This is a genomic window from Rhizobium atlanticum (assembly GCF_030182485.1).
GTDB lineage: Bacteria > Pseudomonadota > Alphaproteobacteria > Rhizobiales > Rhizobiaceae > Rhizobium.
Genome location: NZ_JAQJCJ010000024.1, coordinates 22,555 through 43,368 on the forward strand (window position 1 = coordinate 22,555; position 20,814 = coordinate 43,368).

Sequence of the window (20,814 nt, forward strand, 5' to 3'; positions counted from 1 at the left end):
TGATCACCCCTTCACTGCGCCAGCGGCGATGCCGCGAACGAAAAGCCGCCCGGAGACGAAATAGACGATCAGCGGCACCAGACCGGTGAGGATCGTCGCTGCCATGTTGACGTTGTATTCCTTCACACCCTGGACGGAATTGACGATGTTGTTGAGCTGCACGGTCATCGGATAGGTATCCGGCCGGGTGAAAACCACGCCGAACAGGAAGTCGTTCCAGATGCCGGTGACCTGCAGGATCATGGCGACAACGAAGATCGGCAGCGACATCGGCAGCATGATCTTCAGGAATATCTGCCAGAAGCCCGCCCCGTCGACGCGCGCCGCCTTGAACAGCTCCTCCGGCAGCGACACGAAGTAGTTGCGGAAGAGCAGCGTCAGGATCGGCATCCCGAAGATCGAATGCACGATGACGAGGCCGGTCAGCGTGCCGTAGATGCCGATTTCACGCAGGATGATGACGATCGGATAGATCATCACCTGATAGGGAATGAACGCTCCGATGATCAGGATCGAGAAGAAGAGCTCCGAACCCTTGAATCGCCAGTTTGCCAGCGCATAGCCGTTCACCGAAGCGATGGCGATCGAGATGATGACAGACGGCACCGTGATGCGCACCGAGTTCCAGAAACCGCGCGAAAGGCCGTCGCAGTTGAGGCCCGTGCAGGCCTCCGCCCAGGCCTTGACCCAAGGTTGGAAGGTGATCTCCACCGGCGGCGAGAAAATGTTGCCGAGACGGATCTCCGGCATGCCCTTCAGTGAAGTCACGACCATCACATAGAGCGGCAGCAGATAATAGAGCGCTGCAACCGTCAACGTTCCGTAGAGCATGATGTTGCGCGCTGACAGCGTCGGGCGCGGCTTCGGACCGCTCGGCCCGTCGCCGAGCCTCCGTGAGACGGCGTCGAGGCCGACAGCCGTGGTGTTGAGAGTTTCGATATCAGCCACGCTTGCGCCCTCCTCCGAACTCCAGATAGGCCCACGGAACGATGATGATCGCGACTGTGACCAGCATCATCGTCGATGCGGCGAAGCCCTGACCGAGATTCTGCGCCTGGAACATGTAATCGTAGACGTATTTGGCCGGCACTTCCGATGATATGCCGGGACCGCCCGAAGTCTGCGCCACCACGAGGTCGTAGACCTTGACGATGCCGGAGGCGATGATGACGATCGTCGTGATGAACACGGGCCGCATCATCGGAATGACGACGAGCAGGTAGGTCTTCCACATCGGGATGCCGTCGACGCGGGCCGCTTTCCAGATATCCTCGTCGATGCCCCGCAGACCGGCAAGCATCAGGCACATGACGAGGCCCGTTCCCTGCCAAAGCGCCGCGATCAGAATCCCGTAGATGACGATTTCGGGCGTATAGAGCGGATTGAAGGTGAAGCTTGTCCAGCCGAGCGAACGCACCACCGACTGGACGCCGAAATCCGGGTTCAGAACCCATTGCCAGACGAGACCGGTCACGATGAAGGACAGCGCGAAGGGGTAGAGAAAGATGGTGCGAAAAGTGTTTTCGAAACGGATCTTCTGATCCATGAGTGCGGCGAGCACAAATCCGATGACAAGGCTGAAGATCAGCGAGAGGACGCCGTAGAGCGCCAGATTTTCGATCGCAGTAACCCAGCGGGGTGCCGCCCAGAGACGGTGATACTGGTCAAAGCCGACGAAGCTCAACCGCGGGAGGAGCTTGGAATTGGTGAAAGAATAAAAGACCGTCCAGAACGTGCCGCCGACAAAGATCACCAGCGCTGTCAGGATCATTGGGATGGACGCAATCTTGGCGTTCAGATTGCGCAGTAACTTGTTTGGCCGGCCTGCTTGCGCTTGACCCGTCATGAACACTTCTCCTCAAATCGCAGCTGCGGCCGGTGACGGCCGTCTCTCACCCCTGCCCGCTGGATCGGCCGGATGGGCCGGCAAGACCATCGAAACTTGCGGGAGGATCCGGCTCCGCGGAGCCGGATCGCAAGGGCAGTGATTCTGCCGATCAGTCAGCCGAGGCGATGATTTCGGCGAAACGCTTCTGCGCGGCCTCCGGCGTCATCGACGGGTTGGCGAAGAATTCGGAGAAGAGGTCCTCCTTCTGCTTCTGGCTGTCGGCCGAAAGCAGCTGGTCGGTGCCCTGGATCACATTGCCCTTCGCCAGGATGTCGAGACCCTTCTTCATGCAATCGTTGGCGGCGGCAAGATCGACGTCGCCACGAACCGGCAGCGAACCCTTCTTCAGGTTGAAGGCAACCTGGGTCTTGGGATCGAGCAGGGTTTTGGCGAGCACGGCCTGTGCCTTGGACTTTTCCTCATCCTTCAGCAGCGGGAAATAGAAGGCGTCGCCGCCGGTCGAGATGATCTCGTTGACGCCGAGGCCCGGAAGGCAGGTATAGTCGGTGCCGGCCTTCTGACCGGCGAGTGCGAATTCGCCCTGCGCCCAGTCACCCATGATCTGGCCGCCGGCCTTGCCCGTGATGACGAGATTGGTTGCCTGGTTCCAATCCTGGACATTGCTGCCCTTGGACATGCGGCGGGCGTCATCGGCAGCCTTGAAGACCTTGGCGATCTCGGGTCCGGCGGCGACCTCTGCATCCTTGTCCTTGAAGACCTTGTTGAACACGTCCTTGCCGGCGACCGCGACCATAAGCACGTCGAAGGCGCCTGTCGCCTGCCATGGCTGACCGCCGACAGCGAGCGGAATGATACCCGCCTTTTCGAGAGCCGGAGCGGCAGCGACGAATTCGTCCCAGTTCTTCGGAACCTCGACACCGGCCTTCTTGAAGGCAGCGTTCGAAAGCCACAGCCACTGCCAGGAGTGGATGTTGACCGGAGCGCAGTAGATCTTGCCGTCGATCGTGCAGGAATCGAGCAGGCTAGACGGACGAATAATGTCCTTCCAGTGCTCCGCGGTCGCGACATCGGTCAGGTCGCGCATCAGGCCCGCCTGGACAAGCTCTTCCGCCTGGCGGCCATGGTTGAACTGGGTGGCGCCCATCGGGTCGCCGCCGGTGATGCGGCTGATCATGATCGGGCGCGCAGTTCCGCCGGAACCGGCGATAGCGCCGTCAACCCAGTGGTTGCCGGTGGCGTCGAATGCCTTTGCCAGCTCGGCGACAGCAGCGGACTCGCCGCCGGACGTCCACCAATGGGTGACTTCAAGGTCGGTGGCGCTGGCGCTGATCGGAAGTGCTGCTGAAGCGGCGAGCATAGCCGCCATCATACGGATTTTCATGAGTTCTCCTCCCTCACTGAAACGTTGCCGGAAAAACTTAGATCAATCGATTTCCCCACGCAACTGCCCGCCCGTAAATTTTTCTTTAAAGATCCTGATTGCTACGTCTGACTGTTTCGGAAGGCGGCTTCACACCCGTTGAAACGGCGGACGAGCAGACTTTTCCGCAGGCGCTGTGTCTAACCAGTGCGATGAAATTTAACATTAATTTTTATAAATCAATCTCGAGATCCCCATTACCTTTTTCGCAGCTGCAGAAAAATCCTATAGGAATCACCGATTCAACCTGTGCGAATAATGTTGCGACGCACACAAGAAAAACCACTCGACATTTCTACTGTATCGTTACAGATTGAATTCCTCAGGGAGGCGCGATTTTGGCAGGCGGCGGGCTTACGGCGCCTGAAAAAGCCTCTATAAGCGAGACCAATTCGCGCAAGGCGGCCTACAGGGATGGAAAACAAGGGAAATTTCGGACAGGCGACATCGACGGCGGTGACGCGCGAGCGCCCGACATTGAAGACGATCGCCTTCATGACCGGCCTCGGCGTAACCACGGTATCGCGTGCGCTGAAGGACGCGCCGGATATCGGTGCCGAAACCAAGGAGCGGGTGCGCATGGTCGCCCGCCAGCTCGGCTACCAGCCGAACCGGGCGGGCGTGCGCCTGCGCACTGGCAAGACCAACGTCATCGCCCTCGTTCTCAGCATCGACGAGGAGATCATGGGCTTCTCCAGCCAGATGGTCTTCGGCATATCCGAAGTGTTGTCTGGCACGCCTTATCATATCGTCGTGACACCGCATTCGCACAGCAAGGACCCGATGCTGCCGGTGCGCTATATTATTGAAACCGGCTCGGCCGACGGCGTTATCATCTCGCGCATCGAACCGGACGACCCGCGCGTGCGGCTCTTGTCCGAACGTGGCATGCCCTTTGCCACGCATGGGCGCACCGATGCAGGACTCGTCCACCCCTTCCACGATTTCGACAACGAGGCCTTCGCCCATCAGGCGGTGGAACGCCTCGTCCAACGAGACCGGCGCCGCATCGCCCTGCTGCAGCCGCCGAGCAAGCTCACCTATTACGCCCATATTCGCATCGGCTTTCAGACCGGCCTGCACGACTACGGCGCGGAGGAAGTGCCGCTGCGCGTCAACACCGACGCGCCGCTCGCCGACATTCGTGACGCCGTCGAATTGATGATGCGTTCGGCCAATGCACCTGACGGCATCGTCTGCTCGGCCGGCAGCGCCGCGATCGCCGTCAATGCGGGCATAGAGGCCGCCGGCAAGGCGCTCGGCCGCGATCTCGACATGGTCTCCAAGCAGTCGGTACCGATCCTCAACTGGATCCGCCCCGAAATCATCACCGCCCAGGAGGACGTGCGCCAGGCCGGCCGCGAAATGGCCAAGGCCGTCATCGCCCGCATCGACGGCGTCGAACCGGAACTGCTCCAGAGCATCAGCCAGCCGATCTGGCCGGAAAACACCAGATAGGGCGATGGCGGAATAAGAGCGGAGAAAAGCCGCGGCGCGGTTGACTGGCGGCTGCGGTGTAGTTCACCGGCCGTTAGTGGTAAAACCCGCCTGTGGCTACTCTCGGCCCGAGGCGGACTGCTCAGTCCGAATGAGACGGAAATTTAAACCCTGCCCATTCAACCCGTTCCTGCCAGTCCGGAAGACCAGCAGTTCGGATACGGTCAATCTGTCTGTGCTTCCGAGCAATTTGGCGTGGGTCACCACCATCCCTTTTCATGTGACGTAGCTGCTCACGGGCGACCCAGAGTGCGTCACGCCAAACTTCTTCTGAAATCCATTTGCCACCCATGGCTTTCTACCTGTTATTTTCATCCCTGTATCGATGCACCAGACCACACTGTCCGCTACTGGCGCAAACGGACCATCGCCAGATCGCAATGATCGGCTTTCATCGACGTCAAGGCCGACCTGGAAACCCTATATCAACCTCGCCTGCATCCCTCGATCCGCTCCTCGCCAATTGCTCCTGCACAGCCTTGATCTTCGGATTGCAGCCCTCGCCGCGGCGTCGCGTGATCGAGTGGATGCCGCGATAAGCAGGTGGGGCAAGCGGTTTGACGATCACCCTGCCGCGGAAATCGCGAAGCGCCAGGCCCGGCACCACCAAAATCGAGCAGCCGGCTTCGACAAGCGCGAAAAAAGCCTTGATTGCCAGCCATCCCGCATACGAGCCACGGGGAAATCGACAGAATGCATGAAAGCAGCGTGCCCTATTTCAGCCAATGGGAAACACCCGGCATGACGCTGCCGGTGCTTGCCGAGGGATCGCAAGCGCTGCTCAGCGACCCGCTCTGGCGCCATTCGGGAGCCGTGACCATCGAGGAATATGCGTGCTGGGCGGTGAATATCTGCGGCATGGCCTGCCTGAAGATGATCCTTGCTGCGCGCGGTGAGATCCATCCTACTCTTGAGCTTGCCCGCGCCTGCACGGTTTACGGCGGCTATGTCGTCAACGAGATCGACGCCTCGATCAAGGGACTGATCTACGCTCCCTTCGTCCGCTTCGTGAGCGAACGTTTCGGCCTCGGCGCCGAGACGATGACCAATGTCGAGACGTCAGCCATCCCGGAACTTTTGTCGAAACGCCGCTTCTTCATCGCCTCGGTGCATTCGGCCATCCGCTGGCCGGAGCAGGAGCCGCCGGCAAAGGGCGGTCATCTCGTGCTGGTGACATCAGCCTCGCAGGAGACGATCCGATTCCACAATCCGTCCGGCCATGACGCGGCGAGCCAGGCCGATGTCACGCTGCCGCTTGCCGTCTTCGATCGTTTCTTTGCCAAGCGCGGCATATCGATCGAGGCCTGATCTCTCAGACATCCCATCGCTTCGGAGGCTTTCATGACCCCTTCTCCCAACAGGCTGCGCATCGCCGTGCTCTTCGGCGGGCGTTCGGCCGAGCACGAAGTTTCCATCCTCTCGGCGACCAACGTGATGGCCGCCCTGGAGCCTGAGAAATACGATGCCTTTCCCGTCTTCGTCACCCGCCAGGGACAATGGCTGCTGAGCAGTTTCAAGGACGGTAGGCTCGCCACGCCCTCGTCAGGCACGGAAATCTGCCTCATGCCGGGCGGCCGCGGGCGTATGCTGGCCACCCCCTCTCATGGCGCGCCGCATGAATTGCCAAAAATCGATGTCCTGTTTCCCGTGCTGCACGGCCCGCATGGTGAGGACGGATCGGTGCAGGGCGCAGCTGAAGTGGCGCGCGTGCCGCTCGCCGGCTGCGGCATTCTCGGTTCGGCCACGGCCCTTGACAAGGATATCGCCAAGCGCCTGCTGCGGGCGGCAGGCCTGCCGGTGGCGCGCGCCGTGACGATCCACGAGGGTGCGGCCCCTTGATTCTCCGCGCTCGAAGGCGAACTCGGCCTGCCGCTCTTCATCAAGCCGGCACGGCAGGGATCGTCGGTCGGCGTCGCCAAGGTCCATGCCAGCCAGGAATTCGCCGCAGCGCTCGAGCAGGCCTTCCGCCACGACCGCACTCTGCTCGCCGAGGAATTCGTCGCCGGTCGCGAAATCGAATTCAGCGTGCTCGAGGATACCGACGGCAAGCTCTTCGTCTCCCGCCCGGGCGAGATTGTGCCGGCCGAAAGCCATGGCTTCTACAATTACAACGCCAAATATATCGATGAGAACGGCGCCGCCTTGAAAGTGCCGGCCGACCTGCCGGCGGAGATCGAGGCCGCCATGCGCGACGTGGCCGCAAGGGCTTTCCGGGCCGTCGGCTGCGACGGCATGGCACGCGTCGATTTCTTCCTGACATCGGACATGCGCTTCGTCATCAACGAGCTCAACACCATTCCCGGTTTCACCGATATCAGTATGTATTCCAAGGCGATGGCGGCAAGCGGCGTCAGCTATGCCGAGATCATCGACCGGCTGGTGGACCATGGAATGGCGCGCGCCCACAGGGAAGGCTAGTGTCGGTTCTGATTTCCGGATGTTCCGGCGGCGGAAAATCGACGCTGCTTGCTGAGCTTGGCCGTCGCGGTCATAGGATCGTCGAAAAGCCTGGCCGGCGGATCGTCAAGCAGGAGCTCGAGAGTAGTGGAACCGCCCTGCCCTGGATCGACGCGATTGCCTTTGCCCGCCGCGCGATCGAGATGGCGATGGCCGACTACACGGCAGCGTGCGAATGGACGGGCTGGAGGTTTTTCGACCGCGGGCTGATCGATGCCGCCTCGGCCTGCAGCACATGACCGGCGAACCGGTCCTGGAACGAATGACCGCCGCCCATCGATATAACGGAAGCGCTTTTCTGACGCCGCCATGGCCCGAGATCTACACGACCGACCCCGAGCGCCGCCGTGGCTTCGAAGAGCCGTCGCAGAATATGATCGGCTCGCCGCGACCTATCCGACACTCGGTTACGAGGTCGTCATACTGCAAAAATCGGGGTTGCCGAACGGGCCGATTTCATCCTCGATTGCCTTGGGGCGAATCAGAGCTTTTCCGGGTTAGATTGAAGCATTCTGTTGGCTCAAACGGAGTCGGATGGTCGACCGGCAGGCGCGTGTCGTAGCCCAGTTCTACGGCCAAGCCGGCCGGTCGATCAGCCGGCCCGTTTCAGCCAGCCCTCCCGCAGATTTGCCTGGCAAATCTGCAAGACTTCAGAATCGCCGGATGCACTTATCGCTTCGCCACGGCGAAGCGGTGCGGCCGGTGGGTCGGGCATCTCTAGCCAGGATCAAAGGCGATCGGCTCGGACGTACCTCGGGGGTATGCCCGTCGCCAATCGCCTTTACCCTGACGAAAACCTGCTCCGGCAGAATGCTTCAATCTAGCCCGGAAAGGCTCTAGTCGCCTTAACGCCGACGAAAGACGCACCACTGAAACGACTGCCGGCCCCCGGCAGGCGTCCTATGCTCCTCACGCCACTCGCTTTCCAGGACGAATGCGGAAGAGAATTCCGACGCGAGCGCCGCCGCATCGTAACGCTGAACCGGCAGACCGCTGCACCGCTCCGGCCCGTCAGGTGCGAAGGTGGCGATGATCACGACGCTGCCCGGCGCCGTGCCGGTTTCCAGGGCGCGGCGATAGGCGATCCGCTGCTCCGGCTCGGTGAGGAAATGAAAGACGGCGCGGTCGTGCCATATGTCGTAGCACCGCCCTGGTCGCCATTCGGTGACATCGGCCATGAGCCAGGCGACCCGGGCGGCGTCACCATGCAGCCGTGCCTTGGCGACATCCAACGCCGGCGCAGCGATATCGAGAACCGTGAGGTCGGACCAGCCGCGCTCGAGGAGACGGTCGACAAGGCTCGACGCGCCGCCGCCGACATCGATCAGCGCGGCCGTAACCGGCACATGCAGCTCGTCAAGCGCCCTGAGCGAAGGCACGGGCGTCGGCTGATACCAGCTGACTTTGTCAGCTGCTTTCGTGCGGTGAACCTCGTCCCAATGTTCCTGTTTTGCGGCCGTCATCCGCTATTCCCATTTCTTGCAGCACCGATCCTGACCTATCAAGATGTAAGGATTGAGACATGCCTCATCGCTTACCGCCCGGTCTTAGGAAGTAGGTGACGATAGACGAGATCGGCAGGATCAGTTCGAGGCGCTGCCGGATCAAGACGCGCCCCCAGCCGTTCGGCAACGGCAACGGATGCAGAATTGTCAGGCGCGATATAACTGACGAGCGACTACAGTTTGAGCGTCTGGAAGGCCCTCCCGCAGCGCCGAAGCCTCCTCGGTCGCATAGCCGCGGCCCTCGAACCCGTCATAAGCGAACCAGCCCAGCTCCTTTTCCGGAAAGAGCGGCCCATGGTTGATCCCCACCTGGCCGATGCATTGGCCGGTTTCGCTGAGGTCGATCATCATCGCGCCGTGCCCGAAAAGCTGCCAGAGAGCGACGTCGTGACAGAACATCCCCCACGCCGCCCGCAGATCAAAGGGGCCGCCCATCCCGGCGGACCGTGGCGAGGCCCATTATCGGGGCGTAGGCATCGAAGTCGTCGATGTCAGGCATACGAAGCTTCAGACGCTTGGTTCGGAGGCTAATAGCGCCCGCCTCTGACATGTCTCGCCCTTTCGCTAGTTTTCGAACGCCGGAGCGAACCGAAGCACCCCGCTTGGCGGCGGTCCGTGAAAAACAATCCGCTGCACAAGCCGCGTATCGAGATCCTGATATGTTAATTGGCCGTCGCTGCTGAAGCCCGCACCGCTGTAGACCTCGGGATTGCCGATCAGCGCGCACCCCCTCGCGCCCATCTCCTTCAGCAATTCGAGCCCCTTCGCCGTAAGCGCCCTTCCGATGCCCTGCCGCTGTCTCTCCGGCGTGACCGCTATCGGCCCCAGCCCGAACCAGCCGTCATGTACTCCGTTGACCGTCACCGGCGAGAACGCGACGTGCCCCAGGATCTCGCCATCCTCCTCGGCAATCAGCGATATCGCCAGATCGCCGCTCAAGCGAAGCCTCCGGATGATCTCCGCTTCCGTACCCTCGCTATAGGGCATCGGCTTGAAGGCGGCCGAGGTCAAATTCTGAATCGCTTCGATATCTGCCGGCGTCTCGTATCGGATGAGCATTCCTTTAGTTCTCCGGAACGGTCTTCCGCAAATGCTATGAAGGGAAAGTCGGAAATCAACAAGCCAGTTTGCACAGGCAGAAACAACACAGTTGTCGGGTCAGGCAGCGATCTCACAAGAAAGCCCGGCGCAACGCCGGGCTTCCTCGATGTCTTTCTCCGCAAACCTCAGAAGGTCGCAGCACCGCTGCCCCAGGGGCCGTGGTGGAAGTCCTTGCCATCGAGGCGGTCGAAGCCGTGAGCGCCGAAGAAGTCGCGCTGGGCCTGGATGAGGTTGGCCGTCCCCCTGCCCTGGCGGTAGGCGTCGAAATAGCTGAGCGCCGAGGTCAGCGCCGGCACCGGCAGGCCGGCGGCGAGAGCGGCGGTCACGACGCGGCGAAGCGCCGGGATCGATTCCTTGACCATGGATGAGAAGGCCGGCGTGACGATGAGGTTCGCCGCATCGGGCGCATCGGTGAAAGCCTTGGTGATCTCATCGAGGAACTGCGAGCGGATGATGCAGCCGGCACGCCAGATCTTCGCGATAACAGGCATCGGCAGCGACCAGTTGAACTCCTTGGAAGCTTCCGCCATCACGGCGAAGCCCTGCGCATAGGCGCCGATCTTGCCGGCAAACAGTGCCAGTTCCAGATCCTTGTTGAGCTCGGGCCCGTAGGCGGTCGGGAAGACGCTGCCGAGATTACCGAAGATCTTTTCGGCGGCTTCGCGCTCAGACTTCATTGAGGAGAGGCTGCGGGCGGCAACCGCGGCCTCGATCGCCGTTGCCGGAATGCCCATGTTCTGCGCCTCGATCGCCGACCACTTGCCGGTGCCCTTCTGGCCTGCCTTGTCGAGGATCATGTCGACCATCGGCCCCCCGGAGACGGGATCGCTCGCCGCAAGCACCTTCTCGGAGATCTCGATCAGATAGGAGTTCAGCCGGCCCTTGTTCCACTCGCCGAAGATGCCGGAGATTTCGGAGGCACTCTTGCCGAGACCGTCTCGCAGGATGCCGTAGATCTCGGCGATCATCTGCATGTCGGCATATTCGATGCCGTTATGGATGGTCTTGACGAAATGGCCGGCGCCGTCATTGCCGAGCCAGGCGACGCAGGGCTCGTCATTGTAGCGGGCGGCAATCGACGTCAGCACCTTCTCGACGCGCTTCCAGGACTCTTCGGTACCGCCGACCATGATCGACGGGCCGTGGCGCGCACCCTCTTCGCCGCCGGAAACCCCCATGCCGATGAATGTCAGTTCAGTATCCTTGAGACGGCCGAAGCGGGCGACGGTGTCGCGGAAATTGGCGTTGCCGGCATCGATCATGATGTCGCCCTTGGCAAGATGCGGGCGCAACGCCTCCATCTGCTGGTCGACAGCGTCACCGGCCTTGATCATGATAATGATCGGACGCGGCGGCCGGATTGCATCGACGAACTCCTCGATGGTCTTGCAGGGAATGATCTGCTTCTTCAGATCGCCGGCGCTTTCGTAGAATTCGTCGGTTTTCTCAGGCGTGCGGTTGAAGACCGCGATTTTATTGCCTTTCTCCGCGATGTTGAGCGCCAGGTTGGAGCCCATGACCGCAAGGCCGATCAGTCCGATTTCTGCCTTTTCCACGACAAACCTCCGATGTGTCATTTGGACCGGTGTTGTGGCACTGTCTCGCTCAAACGGCAAGTCTCGCGAGGGTCTAATCGGTTCGCAAAAGCCATTGAAATGCAGCTTTGATCGTCTGACTTGTCCGACAACTTTTCATCTGCAGCCCGATCCGGAAGCCGCAAAATATTCGCGATCGCCCGTACTGCCCTATCTCATGTTATCATGCGGACCTCGGGAGATATCGTTTGGTTTCGAAAAGACGAAAAGACATGGCGATGCTTGCGCCCCGCGCCGGCCGCTACCGCGAATATGCGCCGCCGCCAGCGCTACGGCGCCATTTCAGCTGCCTCTGGTCGCATACACTTAGGGACGGGGCGGCGGCCACGGTGGCGATCGTGCCGGATGGCTATTGTGATCTCCTCTGGATGGACGGACGGCTTGTCGTCGCCGGTCCTGACCGGATCGCGGCCTTCCCGATCATAAGGCCGGGCGCGACCGTCATCGGCGCGCGCTTTGCGCCGGGCGCCGCAGCATCCTGGCTGAAGACGCCGCTCTCGGCGCTGGTCGGCCTGTCGGTGCCGCTTGCCGATATCGGACGGAAGGATACCAGCGAATTCGAGGCGCGGCTGCGGGATTGCCCGGACCCCGCGGCCGCCGCGACGCTGTTCGGCCGTCTGCTTGAAGGGGCCGCGCGCGATGAGGAGGAGCCCGCCCAAGACGCCGCCGTGATCTTCGCCGCCGCCGACAGCGGCCGCCCAACCTCCGGCCTGCCCGACCAGCTCGGCATGAGCGAAAGGCAACTGCGCCGCCGCTGCCACCATCATTTCGGCTATGGCGCAAAGACACTGGAACGCATCCGCCGGTTCCAGCGTTTCCTCGACCTCTGCCGCAGGGTGGACACGATGCCACTCGCCCGCATCGCGCTCGAAGCGGGCTTTGCCGACCAGGCCCACATGACACGCGAGGTCGCAGAACTCTCGACTCTCACCCCTGCGATCATTCTTAACCAACTCGGCACGCGGGAAGGATCCGGCTGACCGTTTTGTTCAAGACACCGCCGGCCGGCCTTATTATTCAGGGAAACCCAAATACAAGGACCTGCACCATGGCGACAATGCCTGCAAAAGTCATCCACCAGTCGATAGAGCGCGACTGGCGGGATGTCTACGACTTCGCCCGCAAGCCGGAGAACATGCCGCTCTGGGCCTCCGGCCTTGCCACCGGTTTCGAGCCCGACGGCGCCGACTGGATCGCCCACGGTCCCCTCGGCACCATCAAAGTCAGCTTCGTTCCCGCCAATGAATTCGGCGTGATCGATCATACGGTGACGATCGAATCCGGGCTCCGGGTTTATAATGCCCTGCGCATCGTACCGAACGGCGATGGCTGCGAGGTCATGTTCACGCTGCTGCGTCTGCCCGGCATGACAGATGCGCAATTTGCCGCTGATGCCGCGCATATCGAGAAGGATCTCGTCATGCTGAAAGCCCTGATGGAGAGATAGATGTCTGAAAACTCCGAACACAACGACCGCCGCATCGACTATGTTGAATTCAACGTCTCCGACATCGCCGCCGCCAAAGCCTTTTACGGCTCGGCCTTCGGCTGGCGTTTCACCGATTACGGCCCGAATTACTGCGAATTTGACGACGGCCGGCTGAAAGGCGGCTTCACCGATTTCGGTCCCGTCCGGCCGGGCGGACCGCTCGTCGTCGTCTATGCCAGGGATCTGGAAGAAGTGCTGACTTCGGTCGAAAGGGCCGGCGGCACGATCTGCCGGCCGATCACCGATTTTCCCGGCGGCCGCCGCTTCCATTTCCTCGACCGCGACGGCTACGAGCTCGCCGTCTGGGCGACGGCGTAAATTAGAGCAATTCCAGCAAAAGTGTGCAGCGGTTTTGCGTCCGGAGTTGCGTTAAAACAAAGAGATAGAACAATTCCGTGGTTCGAAGAAAAACGGAATTGCTGTAGACTACCGATCCATCACGATCAGAGCGCCGATGACAATGCCGCCCGCATCGCGCAGCGGCGACATGCGACAGCGCACCTGGCGGGATACGCCGCCGCCGGTCCGGCGCTCATAAGTGTAGTCGACCTCCCCGCCGGCAAAACAGACGTCCAGCTTATGCTTGGCGCATTCGGCGAATCGCTCCTCGCCGATGAATTCGGAAAGGTGACGCCCGATCAGTTCCATCGGCTTCCTGTCCAGATGGGCACTGTTGGCCGCGTTGGAATAGAGGTAGCGGTAGTCCCTGGTCAGCACCGCCACCCGATCCGGCAGGCTTTCGAGGATCGCGGCGTTGAGGAAGTGGCCATTGTCGGTGTCGGGCACATAGGCTGCCGGCGGCTCGATGCGCACATCCTGCGGCGAAGGCACCCGCCAATCCGGCGCATGCGTGCCGAAATAACAGTCGAGCAGATAGGAAAGCACCGCCGCATGTTCTCTGACACTGGCGCTGTCGTCCGCGTCCCGGGCGACAAGATGGCTGACGAACTGCAATTGCATGTAGACTTCGAGCAGATTGGCCGCCCGGCAGGCCAGGATGGCCTCGACCAGCGGCTCGACATGACGGTCGAGCAACATGACGCGCTGATCGTCGCCTTGGCGTATGGCTTCCTCTATTTGCGCGCAGCGCAAGGAAAAGGCTCGAAAAAGCTCCAGCAAGACGCCTCCCACTCCCATTGTCCCAAGTGGCGTGTCCAAAGTGTGTGGCTGCATTTCCCAAATGCGCCCTGAGGTGGATATTATTCTCGCCTTGGTAGTGACGGCTAACATGAAGTTTACTCGTTTTCAATCCGAGAGCACCTGCCGCTTTTCATCGCTGATAAATCAGGGTTTGATTTTCAAGGCGCGAGCGTCTTCTTGATCTGCCAGCGGTCGTGATACCAAAGCCACTGTTCCGGATATTCCCGCACCCAACTTTCCACCTTGTCATTGAGTAGCTGGGCGGCGGCAGGCAGGTCGAGATTGCCTTTGGCGTCGCGCGGCATCTCCAGCCGCGGCTCAATTTCCAGCCGGTAGCGATTCTCCGGAAGGCGGATGCAGCGCGCCGGATAGACCTCGCAATCGAACTGGCGCACCAGCTTCGGCAACAACGGATTGGTCTTCACCTCTCGCCCGAAGAAGGTGCCTTTCAGCCCCTTGCCGAATTTCTGGTCGACGAGCACGCCCACCCCCTGACCCGCTTCCAGCTGGCGCGCGAGCGCGAAGGAGGAGCCGGCATGCGAGGGCACCAGCTTGCCCATGCGTGCACTGCGGAAGTCGAACACCTTCTTGGCGACATAGGGATTGTTCGGCGGCCGGAAAAGTACGGTGACGGTGAGCCCGAAGGCCGCGCCCGCCACCGGCAGTAGCTCGAAATTGGCGGTATGCCCCGTAAAGACGATGAAGGGGCGCGGATTGTCGCGCAGGTCGAGGAAGATGGAAACGCCAGACACCTCTACCCTGCCTGGCTCCGGCCGTTCGGGATCATAGTCGAACAACTCGTCGAGGAAGACGTATTCGGCCGCGAGCCGGCCCATATTGCCCCAGCTGCCGAGTGCGATCTCCTCGATCTCGGCCTCGCTCTTCTCCGGAAAGGCGTTGCGCAGATTGACGAGCATCAGTCTGTGGCGGCGGGTCCGCCGACCGAGGCGGCGCATCACCTTGTCGGCAAAGCGGATCGCGCCATCGGCCGGAAGCAGTTTCAGCACATTTAGGAAGCCGAACATCGCCTGCGCCACCAGCCATTGCTGGAAATTCCTGAGCGCCAGAACGACCCGGGTAATGAACAGCTTCACGTGAGGTCAGTCCATCTTCAGAATGATTTTGCCGAAGATCTGGCGCGATTCCATCCGCTCCAGCGCCCGGTCGATATCGTCGAATCCGACTTCGGTGTCGATGACGGGATGGACGAGCCCGCGACCCATCTTCTGCATCGCATCGGCCATGTTCTCCATGCGGCAGCCGAAGGAGCCAAGCAGCTTCAATTGCTGCTGGAACAGCATCATCAGGTTCATCTCTGTCGAGACGCCCGAGGTCGAGCCGCAGGTAACGAGGCGCCCGCCGCGCTTCATGCAGAGCATCGAGCCTGCCCAGGTGTCCTTGCCGACATGTTCGAAGACGACGTCGACGCCCTTCTTCTTGGTCAGCTTGCGCACCACGCCTTCGAAGCGGTCGGTGCGGTAGTTGATGACGTGATCGGCGCCGAGAGCCTTGGCCCTCTCGATCTTGTCATCGGAACCGACCGTGGTAATCACGGTGCAGCCGATCTTCTTGGCAAGCTGGATCGCCGCAGTGCCAATGCCGGAGCCGCCGGCATGAACGAGGATCGTTTCGCCGGGCTCGAGCTTGGCATTATCGAACAGCATATGCTCGACCGTGCCGAAGGTGACGGGTGCCAATGCTGCGCCGATCGCATCGACACCGGGAGGTGCGGGAACGAGCAGACGCGCCGGCAGGTTCACCTTTTCCTGCGCGAAACCATCGAGATGGAAACCATGCACGCCGGAGACATGTTCGCAGAGATTGTCTCGGCCTTCGCGGCAGGGTCGGCAGAGGCCGCAGGTGCGCGCGCCATAGATCGAAACCAGTTGACCCGGCAGAACATTGGCCACACCCGGCCCGATCGCTTCCACGACGCCTGAGGCTTCCGCGCCGATGACCAGCGGCATCTTGCGCTTGGCGAAAGCCATGCCGCGCCAGCCCCAGACGTCGATATGGTTGAGGGCCACCGCCTTGACGCGCAGCGTCACCTCACCTGAAGCGGGTGCGTCCGGTTCCGGCAGGTCGGTGATCTCAAGCTTGCGGTCATCGATCAGTTGCAAAGCGCGCATGGCAAAATCCCTCGCCTCGAAGGCGTTCGTCTCGTCTTAAATTTGTCGGGAACCGCTTAAGCCGGTTCGAGCGCCATGACAAGGCTGGCATTCTGCCCGCCGAAGCCGAAGGAGTTGGAAAGCACGGCCGAAACCTGGGCTTCCCGCTTCTTGTTCGGCACGACATCAAGCACGATCGACGGATCGGGATTGGTGTAGTTGATCGTCGGCGGCAACGTGCCCGTCAGCATCGTCTGCAGCGAGAACACCGCTTCGACCGCACCCGCTGCCGTCAGCGTATGGCCGATCATCGATTTGTTCGACGAGACGGGAATGCCGACGAGTCGTTCGCCGAAGACAGCCGACATCGCGCCGTATTCCATCTTGTCGTTTTCGGGCGTCGAGGTGCCGTGCGCATTGATGTAGCCGATGCCGCTCTCGTCGATGCCGGCGTCGGCAAGGGCCGCGCGGATCGTCGAGATAGCCGGTCCGCCGTCGGGCGAGGAGCGAGTGCGGTGGAAGCTATCGGCCTTGTCGCCGGCGCCCTTCATGATGCCGAGCACCCTGGCACCGCGGGCGACCGCCGCTTCCAGCGATTCCAGCACCAGCGTCGCCGCACCCTCGGCGATGACGAAGCCGTCGCGGTCCTTGCTGAACGGCTTGGAGGCCTTGGTCGGCGGATCGTTCTGCGTCGAAAGAGCCGACAGAAGCGAGAAGCGGATCAGCGCTTCGGCGCTGAGCGACCCATCGGTCGCAACCGTCAACGCGCGATCGGTGCGCCCCTGACGAATCGCCTCGATGCCGAGCTGGATCGCGGTGACGCCGGAAGCGCAGGCCGTCGACAGCGTCACGGGAAGGCCGCGTGTGCCGAACCGGTCGGCCAGACGCTCGGAAATCGCACCGAACAGCGCCGCCTCGTGGAAGGCCGGGTCGGGCCGCTGGCGCAGCGCGGTCAGGAAGCGCTCATAGGCGTCGCCTGGATGATCGGCGGCCGGCGAACGGTCTGCAAGTTCGAAGCGGGCGCTCCATTCCGGCTCGATCGGCGGCGCGGCAAGGAACAGCGGACCGTTGAAATCGCCTGAAAGACCTGCGTCGGCCAATGCTTCGATGGTGGTCTCGCGGGCAAAGGCATAGGAACGCTCGACGGCGTTCGGCACCGGAATTTCGATGAAATCGACGGTGCCGGCGATGCGTGTCGACAGGCCTTCGGTCGGAAAGCGGTTGATTGCGTGGATACCAGAGGTGCCCGAGGAAAGGGCCGCCCAGTTGTCCTTCAGGCCCTGGCCGAGCGAGGTGATGATGCCCATGCCGGTCACTGCGACGATCGGTCGGCCGAGATGATCTCTGTAAGCGGAAGCTGTCATATCTCTCTCCTCACGCCTCTGCGGAAAGAACGGCGACGCCCTCGCCGCGCTGATGTCCGACCGTAGTTACGACGGCCGCCTTCGTTCCCGCCTTCATCGGCGCTTCATGGGCGACGTCGAAGGGCGGAACCTTGGCCTCGGCATCGATTGCAAGGGCTGCGAGCGCCAGCCCTAGCGGGAATTGCGCTTCGATCGTGTGACCGGAAACGCCGCCGAAGCCGCGGATCGCCGCACCCGGAAGCTGATGTTCCAGCACCGCCTTTTCGCGGGCGGCGATGTCATGCATGCCGGTCGAACCGGAGAAGATCGCCATGCTCTCTGCCGGCAGCTCGGCGGCAGGCTTCAGCAGCCGTTCCATCCGCACTTCGAAATTGCCGGCAGCGCGGTTGCCGCGATCGCCTTCAACGGCGCTGATCGTCGCATAGATGTGCGCGCCGCGCTCTTCCGCGTGCTTGCGCGATTCCAGCACCAGGAAAGCGCCGGCCGAACCGGTGATCATGCCGCCGCCCTCGAGGTCCGAGCGCGACCAGAGCGGCGCCCATTCGCCGCGCGTATGCGCGCCGATTGCTTCAGTGAGCAGGATCATGTCCGGACGCTCGGCAGCAAAGGCGCCGCCGACCAGCGCATGGGTGGATTCGCCGGAGCGAATGCGCCAGAACGCCGTCTCGACGGCGGAAACACCCGACGCTTCTTCGCCCATGAAGGTCCGCGAGGAGCCAGTGACCTTGTGAACGATGGAGATATTGCCGGCAAGCAGATTGGAAAGCTGCGCCAGGAACAGCGTCGGCCTCAGCTCCGTCGTCAGCTTCTCATTGAGCAGCAGTTCGCGGTCGTTGCGCTTCAAGCCCTCGTCGACGATCAGCGTGTCGACGTTGATGTCGCGCTCGCCGCCGCCGGCCGCTACGATCATGTCCATCGTGCCGCAGGCCTCGATATTGTCCTTGAATCCGGCATCGTCGAGCGCAAGACCCGCGGCGAAGACGCCGATGCGCTGCCAGTTTTCCATCTGGCGCTGGTCGCCGCGCTTGGCAATCTGCTGCGACCAGTCGATCTCAGGCAGCGGATGCACCGGATAGGGTTTGAATTTCTCTGTCTCGACGATCGCCCTCGGCGTGCTGTCGGCCGAAAGCAGCGCGACATGCGCCTCCTTGCCGACGCCCTGACAGGTAACGATACCGACGCCTGAAATGACGACGTCGTTTGCGGCCTTGCTCATCCAACCACTCCCTGCGCTGCGATCGCTTCGAGAAGCCCGACCTCGCCGGCGCGTTTTTTCACGATATCGCCGAGCGGAACTTCGCTGAAGGGCATGGTACGCAGTTTCAGCTGCGCATCGCAGACCTTCTTGCCGCCGCTGGTGATCTTGGCTTTGGTGACCGCAAAACCCGACCCGTCATGCTCCAACACCGCCTCGATATCGAGCACGGCTTCCGGCTCGACAAAAGTGCGCATCTTGGCGCCGTCGACGGACATCAGGAAGGGCATGGCGGCAAAGTCGGAGGCGGCAAGCACCAGCATGCCGGAAGCCTGCGCCATGGTTTCGATCAGGAGCACGCCGGGAACGAGCGGCATACCGGGAAAATGGCCTTCGAAAACGGGGCTCTTGGCCGGCACGACGGATCGCGCCGTCAGCGTAGCCTTCTTCAGGTCCACCGCTTCGACGCGGTCAATCATCTGGAAATATTCCAGCAGCATTCGGATCCTCCGGCCCGGAAGGCCAAATCCGCCCGCCGGTGACGCCTAATTAGGAACGAAACCGCCCGGCCGCCATAGTCAGGGCGGCAGGGCGTTCGAAAAAGACTGATGTGTCGCTCAGGCCTTGGCCGCTTTGAGCTCGTCGATCTTGGCACAGAGGTTCTTCAGCACGAAATATTCTTCGGTGGAAACCTTGCCTTCGTTGACCTCCTGCGTCCACTTTTCGAGCGGAATCTTGATGCCGAATTCCTTGTCGATCGCAAAGACGATATCGAGGAAATCGAGGCTGTCGATACCGAGGTCGTCGATCGTATGGCTCTCCGGCGTGATCGTGGCGCGATCGATCTCGCTGGTTTCTGCAATAATGTCGGCAACTTTGTCGAATGTAGCGGTCACGCGCTGTACCTCATGAAATGACGATTTAAACCTCCTCATAGGCAAATCCTTTTCAAAAGCCAATGCTTTCGTCCGGGCGTCGCGGCAATTTGACAATAAGGTGTTGCCTAAACAGCAATGGAACGCCGGCGAGTGCTGGCGCCGAAAACAGGATGCGGCTGTCCAACATCCGCACCGGTCTTTGATCTGAATCAAATTATGCGCGCCGGCATTTGATAATCATCAAGCTGGGCTGGAAGGAATTGCGATCGCGTTCCAGCATGTCCGGCTATTTGAAGGATCGCGACGATCGACGTTGCCAACATTGAGATTTTTGAAACAGGCACGCCCGTTGCACGTCCTTCCCGCCAGGCGCGGCACGGCGTCGTCTGCGGTCCGACGCCAAATTCAGGTTCACGCGCTGATCCGGGATCAACGCGTGATGACGACGCGGGTATTGGCAAGACCTGCCTGCCGCGCCAGTGAGAAGAACTCGGCCGCATTGTCGGGATGCAAGCGAACGCAGCCATGCGAGGCCGGTGTGCCGAGACGCTTCAGATCGAAGGTGGCATGAACGGCGTAACCGCCGTTGAAAAATACAGCATACGGCATCGGCGCATTGTCGTATTTGCGCGAACGGTGATCGCGCGATAGCCATTTGGCGCTCCAGGAGCCGGTGGGCGTGACATAACCATTGCGCGCGGTCGAAACCTTCCAGCGATATTTGACAAAGCCGTCCTCGGTGACGGTCATGGTCTGTTTGCCGATGCTGATATTGGCAACCAGCGTTGCTGCTTCAGCGGCAACCGGAGAAAACTGCAGCAATAAGCTTACCGCCGCGGCGGCAAAAATCGTCTTCATGATAATCCCTCTTCGCACCCGCGCATTTGATTGCGCCCTCACGCCAGAGAGACTACGACGATACTTGATTATATAGCTTTAACCCGAATGGTAATCACAATTCTAACAGGGCAATGACGGATTTGAGCGACGCAGGACGGCCGCTCCGCCTCACTGAAGCTTGCGCGCCGCCGGCCTCTGCTTGAGCTGCTGATAGGCCTTGTTCATCCTTTCGCGGATGGAGGCCATGGTGCCGAGATTATGGCCGCAAGCCGCGCAGCTTATGATATCCGTCTCCCGGATCTCCGGACGCTCGAATTTCATCTTGGTGCTTTTGCACTTCGGGCACGGTAGTTCAATCTGAACTGTCATCGCTCTG

General features: G+C 61.3%; 20 protein-coding genes and 3 pseudogenes. 7 read left to right on the forward strand and 16 right to left on the reverse strand.

The annotated features are described in order from the left end of the window. Positions 1–3: 3 nt before the first annotated feature. The 3 genes from PH551_RS27770 to PH551_RS27780 form a co-directional block, all read right to left on the reverse strand. Positions 4–948 (reverse strand): carbohydrate ABC transporter permease, encoded by a 945-nt coding sequence (locus PH551_RS27770; protein WP_183704355.1) that lies wholly within the window; start codon positions 946–948, stop codon positions 4–6. Then, on the reverse strand, positions 941–1,846 hold the full coding sequence (locus PH551_RS27775) for a carbohydrate ABC transporter permease (RefSeq protein ID WP_097599962.1): 906 nt from the start codon (positions 1,844–1,846) through the stop codon (positions 941–943). Before PH551_RS27775 ends, PH551_RS27770 begins: the two co-directional genes overlap by 8 nt. Positions 1,847–1,997: 151 nt before the next feature. Further along, on the reverse strand, positions 1,998–3,230 hold the full coding sequence (locus PH551_RS27780) for an ABC transporter substrate-binding protein (protein WP_085778455.1): 1,233 nt from the start codon (positions 3,228–3,230) through the stop codon (positions 1,998–2,000). A gap of 453 nt (positions 3,231–3,683) precedes the next feature. Here PH551_RS27780 and PH551_RS27785 point away from each other — a divergent pair, with 453 nt between their 5' ends. The 4 genes and pseudogenes from PH551_RS27785 to PH551_RS27800 all read left to right on the forward strand — a co-directional run bounded on the left by PH551_RS27785 (position 3,684) and on the right by PH551_RS27800 (position 7,729). Then, positions 3,684–4,727: a LacI family transcriptional regulator gene (locus tag PH551_RS27785; RefSeq protein WP_285195890.1), complete on the forward strand. Its 1,044-nt coding sequence runs from the start codon at positions 3,684–3,686 to the stop codon at positions 4,725–4,727. 732 nt (positions 4,728–5,459) lie between these two features. Then, a complete protein-coding gene (locus tag PH551_RS27790) occupies positions 5,460–6,074 on the forward strand; it encodes a C39 family peptidase (RefSeq protein ID WP_085778457.1) in 615 nt (204 codons plus the stop codon). A 33-nt stretch (positions 6,075–6,107) separates the two neighbouring features. Then, a pseudogene (locus PH551_RS27795) lies at positions 6,108–7,184 on the forward strand (D-alanine--D-alanine ligase family protein). Beyond that, positions 7,184–7,729 (forward strand): annotated as a pseudogene (locus PH551_RS27800) (AAA family ATPase). Before PH551_RS27795 ends, PH551_RS27800 begins: the two co-directional pseudogenes overlap by 1 nt. A gap of 339 nt (positions 7,730–8,068) precedes the next feature. Here PH551_RS27800 and PH551_RS27805 read toward each other — a convergent pair. The 4 genes and pseudogenes from PH551_RS27805 to gndA all read right to left on the reverse strand — a co-directional run bounded on the left by PH551_RS27805 (position 8,069) and on the right by gndA (position 11,406). Then, entirely contained in the window at positions 8,069–8,686 is a 618-nt protein-coding gene (locus PH551_RS27805; RefSeq protein WP_285195891.1) for a class I SAM-dependent methyltransferase, read from the reverse strand. A gap of 71 nt (positions 8,687–8,757) precedes the next feature. After that, positions 8,758–9,278: pseudogene (locus PH551_RS27810) on the reverse strand (GNAT family N-acetyltransferase). Positions 9,279–9,292: 14 nt separating this feature from the next. Further along, a complete protein-coding gene (locus tag PH551_RS27815; protein ID WP_285195892.1) occupies positions 9,293–9,787 on the reverse strand; it encodes a GNAT family N-acetyltransferase in 495 nt (164 codons plus the stop codon). Positions 9,788–9,954: 167 nt separating this feature from the next. Beyond that, positions 9,955–11,406, reverse strand: a complete 1,452-nt coding sequence (gene gndA, locus PH551_RS27820) for an NADP-dependent phosphogluconate dehydrogenase (RefSeq protein WP_176536316.1) — start codon at positions 11,404–11,406, stop codon at positions 9,955–9,957. A 206-nt stretch (positions 11,407–11,612) separates the two neighbouring features. Between gndA and PH551_RS27825 the strand changes: the two genes are divergently transcribed. The 3 genes from PH551_RS27825 (at position 11,613) to PH551_RS27835 (ending at position 13,231) form a co-directional block, all read left to right on the forward strand. Beyond that, positions 11,613–12,404 carry a helix-turn-helix domain-containing protein gene (locus PH551_RS27825; RefSeq protein ID WP_085778462.1) on the forward strand — a complete coding sequence of 264 codons (792 nt, stop codon included), beginning with the start codon at positions 11,613–11,615 and terminating at the stop codon, positions 12,402–12,404. 68 nt (positions 12,405–12,472) lie between these two features. Beyond that, positions 12,473–12,871, forward strand: a complete 399-nt coding sequence (locus PH551_RS27830) for a polyketide cyclase (protein ID WP_097599969.1) — start codon at positions 12,473–12,475, stop codon at positions 12,869–12,871. Further along, a complete protein-coding gene (locus tag PH551_RS27835; RefSeq protein ID WP_085778464.1) occupies positions 12,872–13,231 on the forward strand; it encodes a VOC family protein in 360 nt (119 codons plus the stop codon). Between the two features lie 108 nt (positions 13,232–13,339). On the opposite strand, the gene PH551_RS27840 is transcribed toward PH551_RS27835, so the two are convergent. From PH551_RS27840 to PH551_RS27880, 9 genes are all read right to left on the reverse strand, one after another. Then, positions 13,340–14,032: a PAS domain-containing protein gene (locus PH551_RS27840; protein ID WP_198175447.1), complete on the reverse strand. Its 693-nt coding sequence runs from the start codon at positions 14,030–14,032 to the stop codon at positions 13,340–13,342. 179 nt (positions 14,033–14,211) lie between these two features. Next, a complete protein-coding gene (locus tag PH551_RS27845) occupies positions 14,212–15,147 on the reverse strand; it encodes a lipid A biosynthesis lauroyl acyltransferase (protein ID WP_285195893.1) in 936 nt (311 codons plus the stop codon). Between the two features lie 6 nt (positions 15,148–15,153). Beyond that, the gene (locus PH551_RS27850) at positions 15,154–16,182 is read right to left on the reverse strand and encodes a zinc-binding dehydrogenase (protein ID WP_285195894.1); all 1,029 of its coding nucleotides are present in this window, start codon (positions 16,180–16,182) and stop codon (positions 15,154–15,156) included. A gap of 56 nt (positions 16,183–16,238) precedes the next feature. Next, positions 16,239–17,525, reverse strand: coding sequence for a beta-ketoacyl-ACP synthase (locus tag PH551_RS27855; RefSeq protein WP_285195895.1), 1,287 nt, complete (start codon positions 17,523–17,525; stop codon positions 16,239–16,241). Between the two features lie 10 nt (positions 17,526–17,535). Next, on the reverse strand, positions 17,536–18,741 hold the full coding sequence (locus tag PH551_RS27860; protein WP_285195896.1) for a beta-ketoacyl-ACP synthase: 1,206 nt from the start codon (positions 18,739–18,741) through the stop codon (positions 17,536–17,538). Beyond that, the gene (locus tag PH551_RS27865; protein WP_085778471.1) at positions 18,738–19,220 is read right to left on the reverse strand and encodes a 3-hydroxyacyl-ACP dehydratase FabZ family protein; all 483 of its coding nucleotides are present in this window, start codon (positions 19,218–19,220) and stop codon (positions 18,738–18,740) included. Before PH551_RS27865 ends, PH551_RS27860 begins: the two co-directional genes overlap by 4 nt. A gap of 117 nt (positions 19,221–19,337) precedes the next feature. Next, positions 19,338–19,616: an acyl carrier protein gene (locus PH551_RS27870; RefSeq protein WP_003540486.1), complete on the reverse strand. Its 279-nt coding sequence runs from the start codon at positions 19,614–19,616 to the stop codon at positions 19,338–19,340. A gap of 411 nt (positions 19,617–20,027) precedes the next feature. Then, positions 20,028–20,456, reverse strand: coding sequence for a L,D-transpeptidase (locus PH551_RS27875; protein ID WP_085778472.1), 429 nt, complete (start codon positions 20,454–20,456; stop codon positions 20,028–20,030). 150 nt (positions 20,457–20,606) lie between these two features. Next, complete coding sequence (locus PH551_RS27880) at positions 20,607–20,807, reverse strand: ECs_2282 family putative zinc-binding protein (RefSeq protein WP_085778473.1); 201 nt, start codon at positions 20,805–20,807, stop codon at positions 20,607–20,609. Between the last annotated feature and the right edge of the window lie 7 nt (positions 20,808–20,814).

Coding starts and splice junctions, on each gene's coding strand:
- PH551_RS27775 (WP_097599962.1), bottom strand. CDS start 1,846: ATGACGGGTCAAGCGCAAGCAGGCCGGCCAAACAAGTTACTGCGCAAT.
- PH551_RS27780 (WP_085778455.1), bottom strand. CDS start 3,230: ATGAAAATCCGTATGATGGCGGCTATGCTCGCCGCTTCAGCAGCACTT.
- PH551_RS27785 (WP_285195890.1), top strand. CDS start 3,684: ATGGAAAACAAGGGAAATTTCGGACAGGCGACATCGACGGCGGTGACG.
- PH551_RS27790 (WP_085778457.1), top strand. CDS start 5,460: ATGCATGAAAGCAGCGTGCCCTATTTCAGCCAATGGGAAACACCCGGC.
- PH551_RS27805 (WP_285195891.1), bottom strand. CDS start 8,686: ATGACGGCCGCAAAACAGGAACATTGGGACGAGGTTCACCGCACGAAA.
- PH551_RS27815 (WP_285195892.1), bottom strand. CDS start 9,787: ATGCTCATCCGATACGAGACGCCGGCAGATATCGAAGCGATTCAGAAT.
- gndA (WP_176536316.1), bottom strand. CDS start 11,406: ATGACACATCGGAGGTTTGTCGTGGAAAAGGCAGAAATCGGACTGATC.
- PH551_RS27830 (WP_097599969.1), top strand. CDS start 12,473: ATGGCGACAATGCCTGCAAAAGTCATCCACCAGTCGATAGAGCGCGAC.
- PH551_RS27835 (WP_085778464.1), top strand. CDS start 12,872: ATGTCTGAAAACTCCGAACACAACGACCGCCGCATCGACTATGTTGAA.
- PH551_RS27850 (WP_285195894.1), bottom strand. CDS start 16,182: ATGCGCGCTTTGCAACTGATCGATGACCGCAAGCTTGAGATCACCGAC.
- PH551_RS27855 (WP_285195895.1), bottom strand. CDS start 17,525: ATGACAGCTTCCGCTTACAGAGATCATCTCGGCCGACCGATCGTCGCA.
- PH551_RS27860 (WP_285195896.1), bottom strand. CDS start 18,741: ATGAGCAAGGCCGCAAACGACGTCGTCATTTCAGGCGTCGGTATCGTT.
- PH551_RS27865 (WP_085778471.1), bottom strand. CDS start 19,220: ATGCTGCTGGAATATTTCCAGATGATTGACCGCGTCGAAGCGGTGGAC.
- PH551_RS27875 (WP_085778472.1), bottom strand. CDS start 20,456: ATGAAGACGATTTTTGCCGCCGCGGCGGTAAGCTTATTGCTGCAGTTT.
- PH551_RS27880 (WP_085778473.1), bottom strand. CDS start 20,807: ATGACAGTTCAGATTGAACTACCGTGCCCGAAGTGCAAAAGCACCAAG.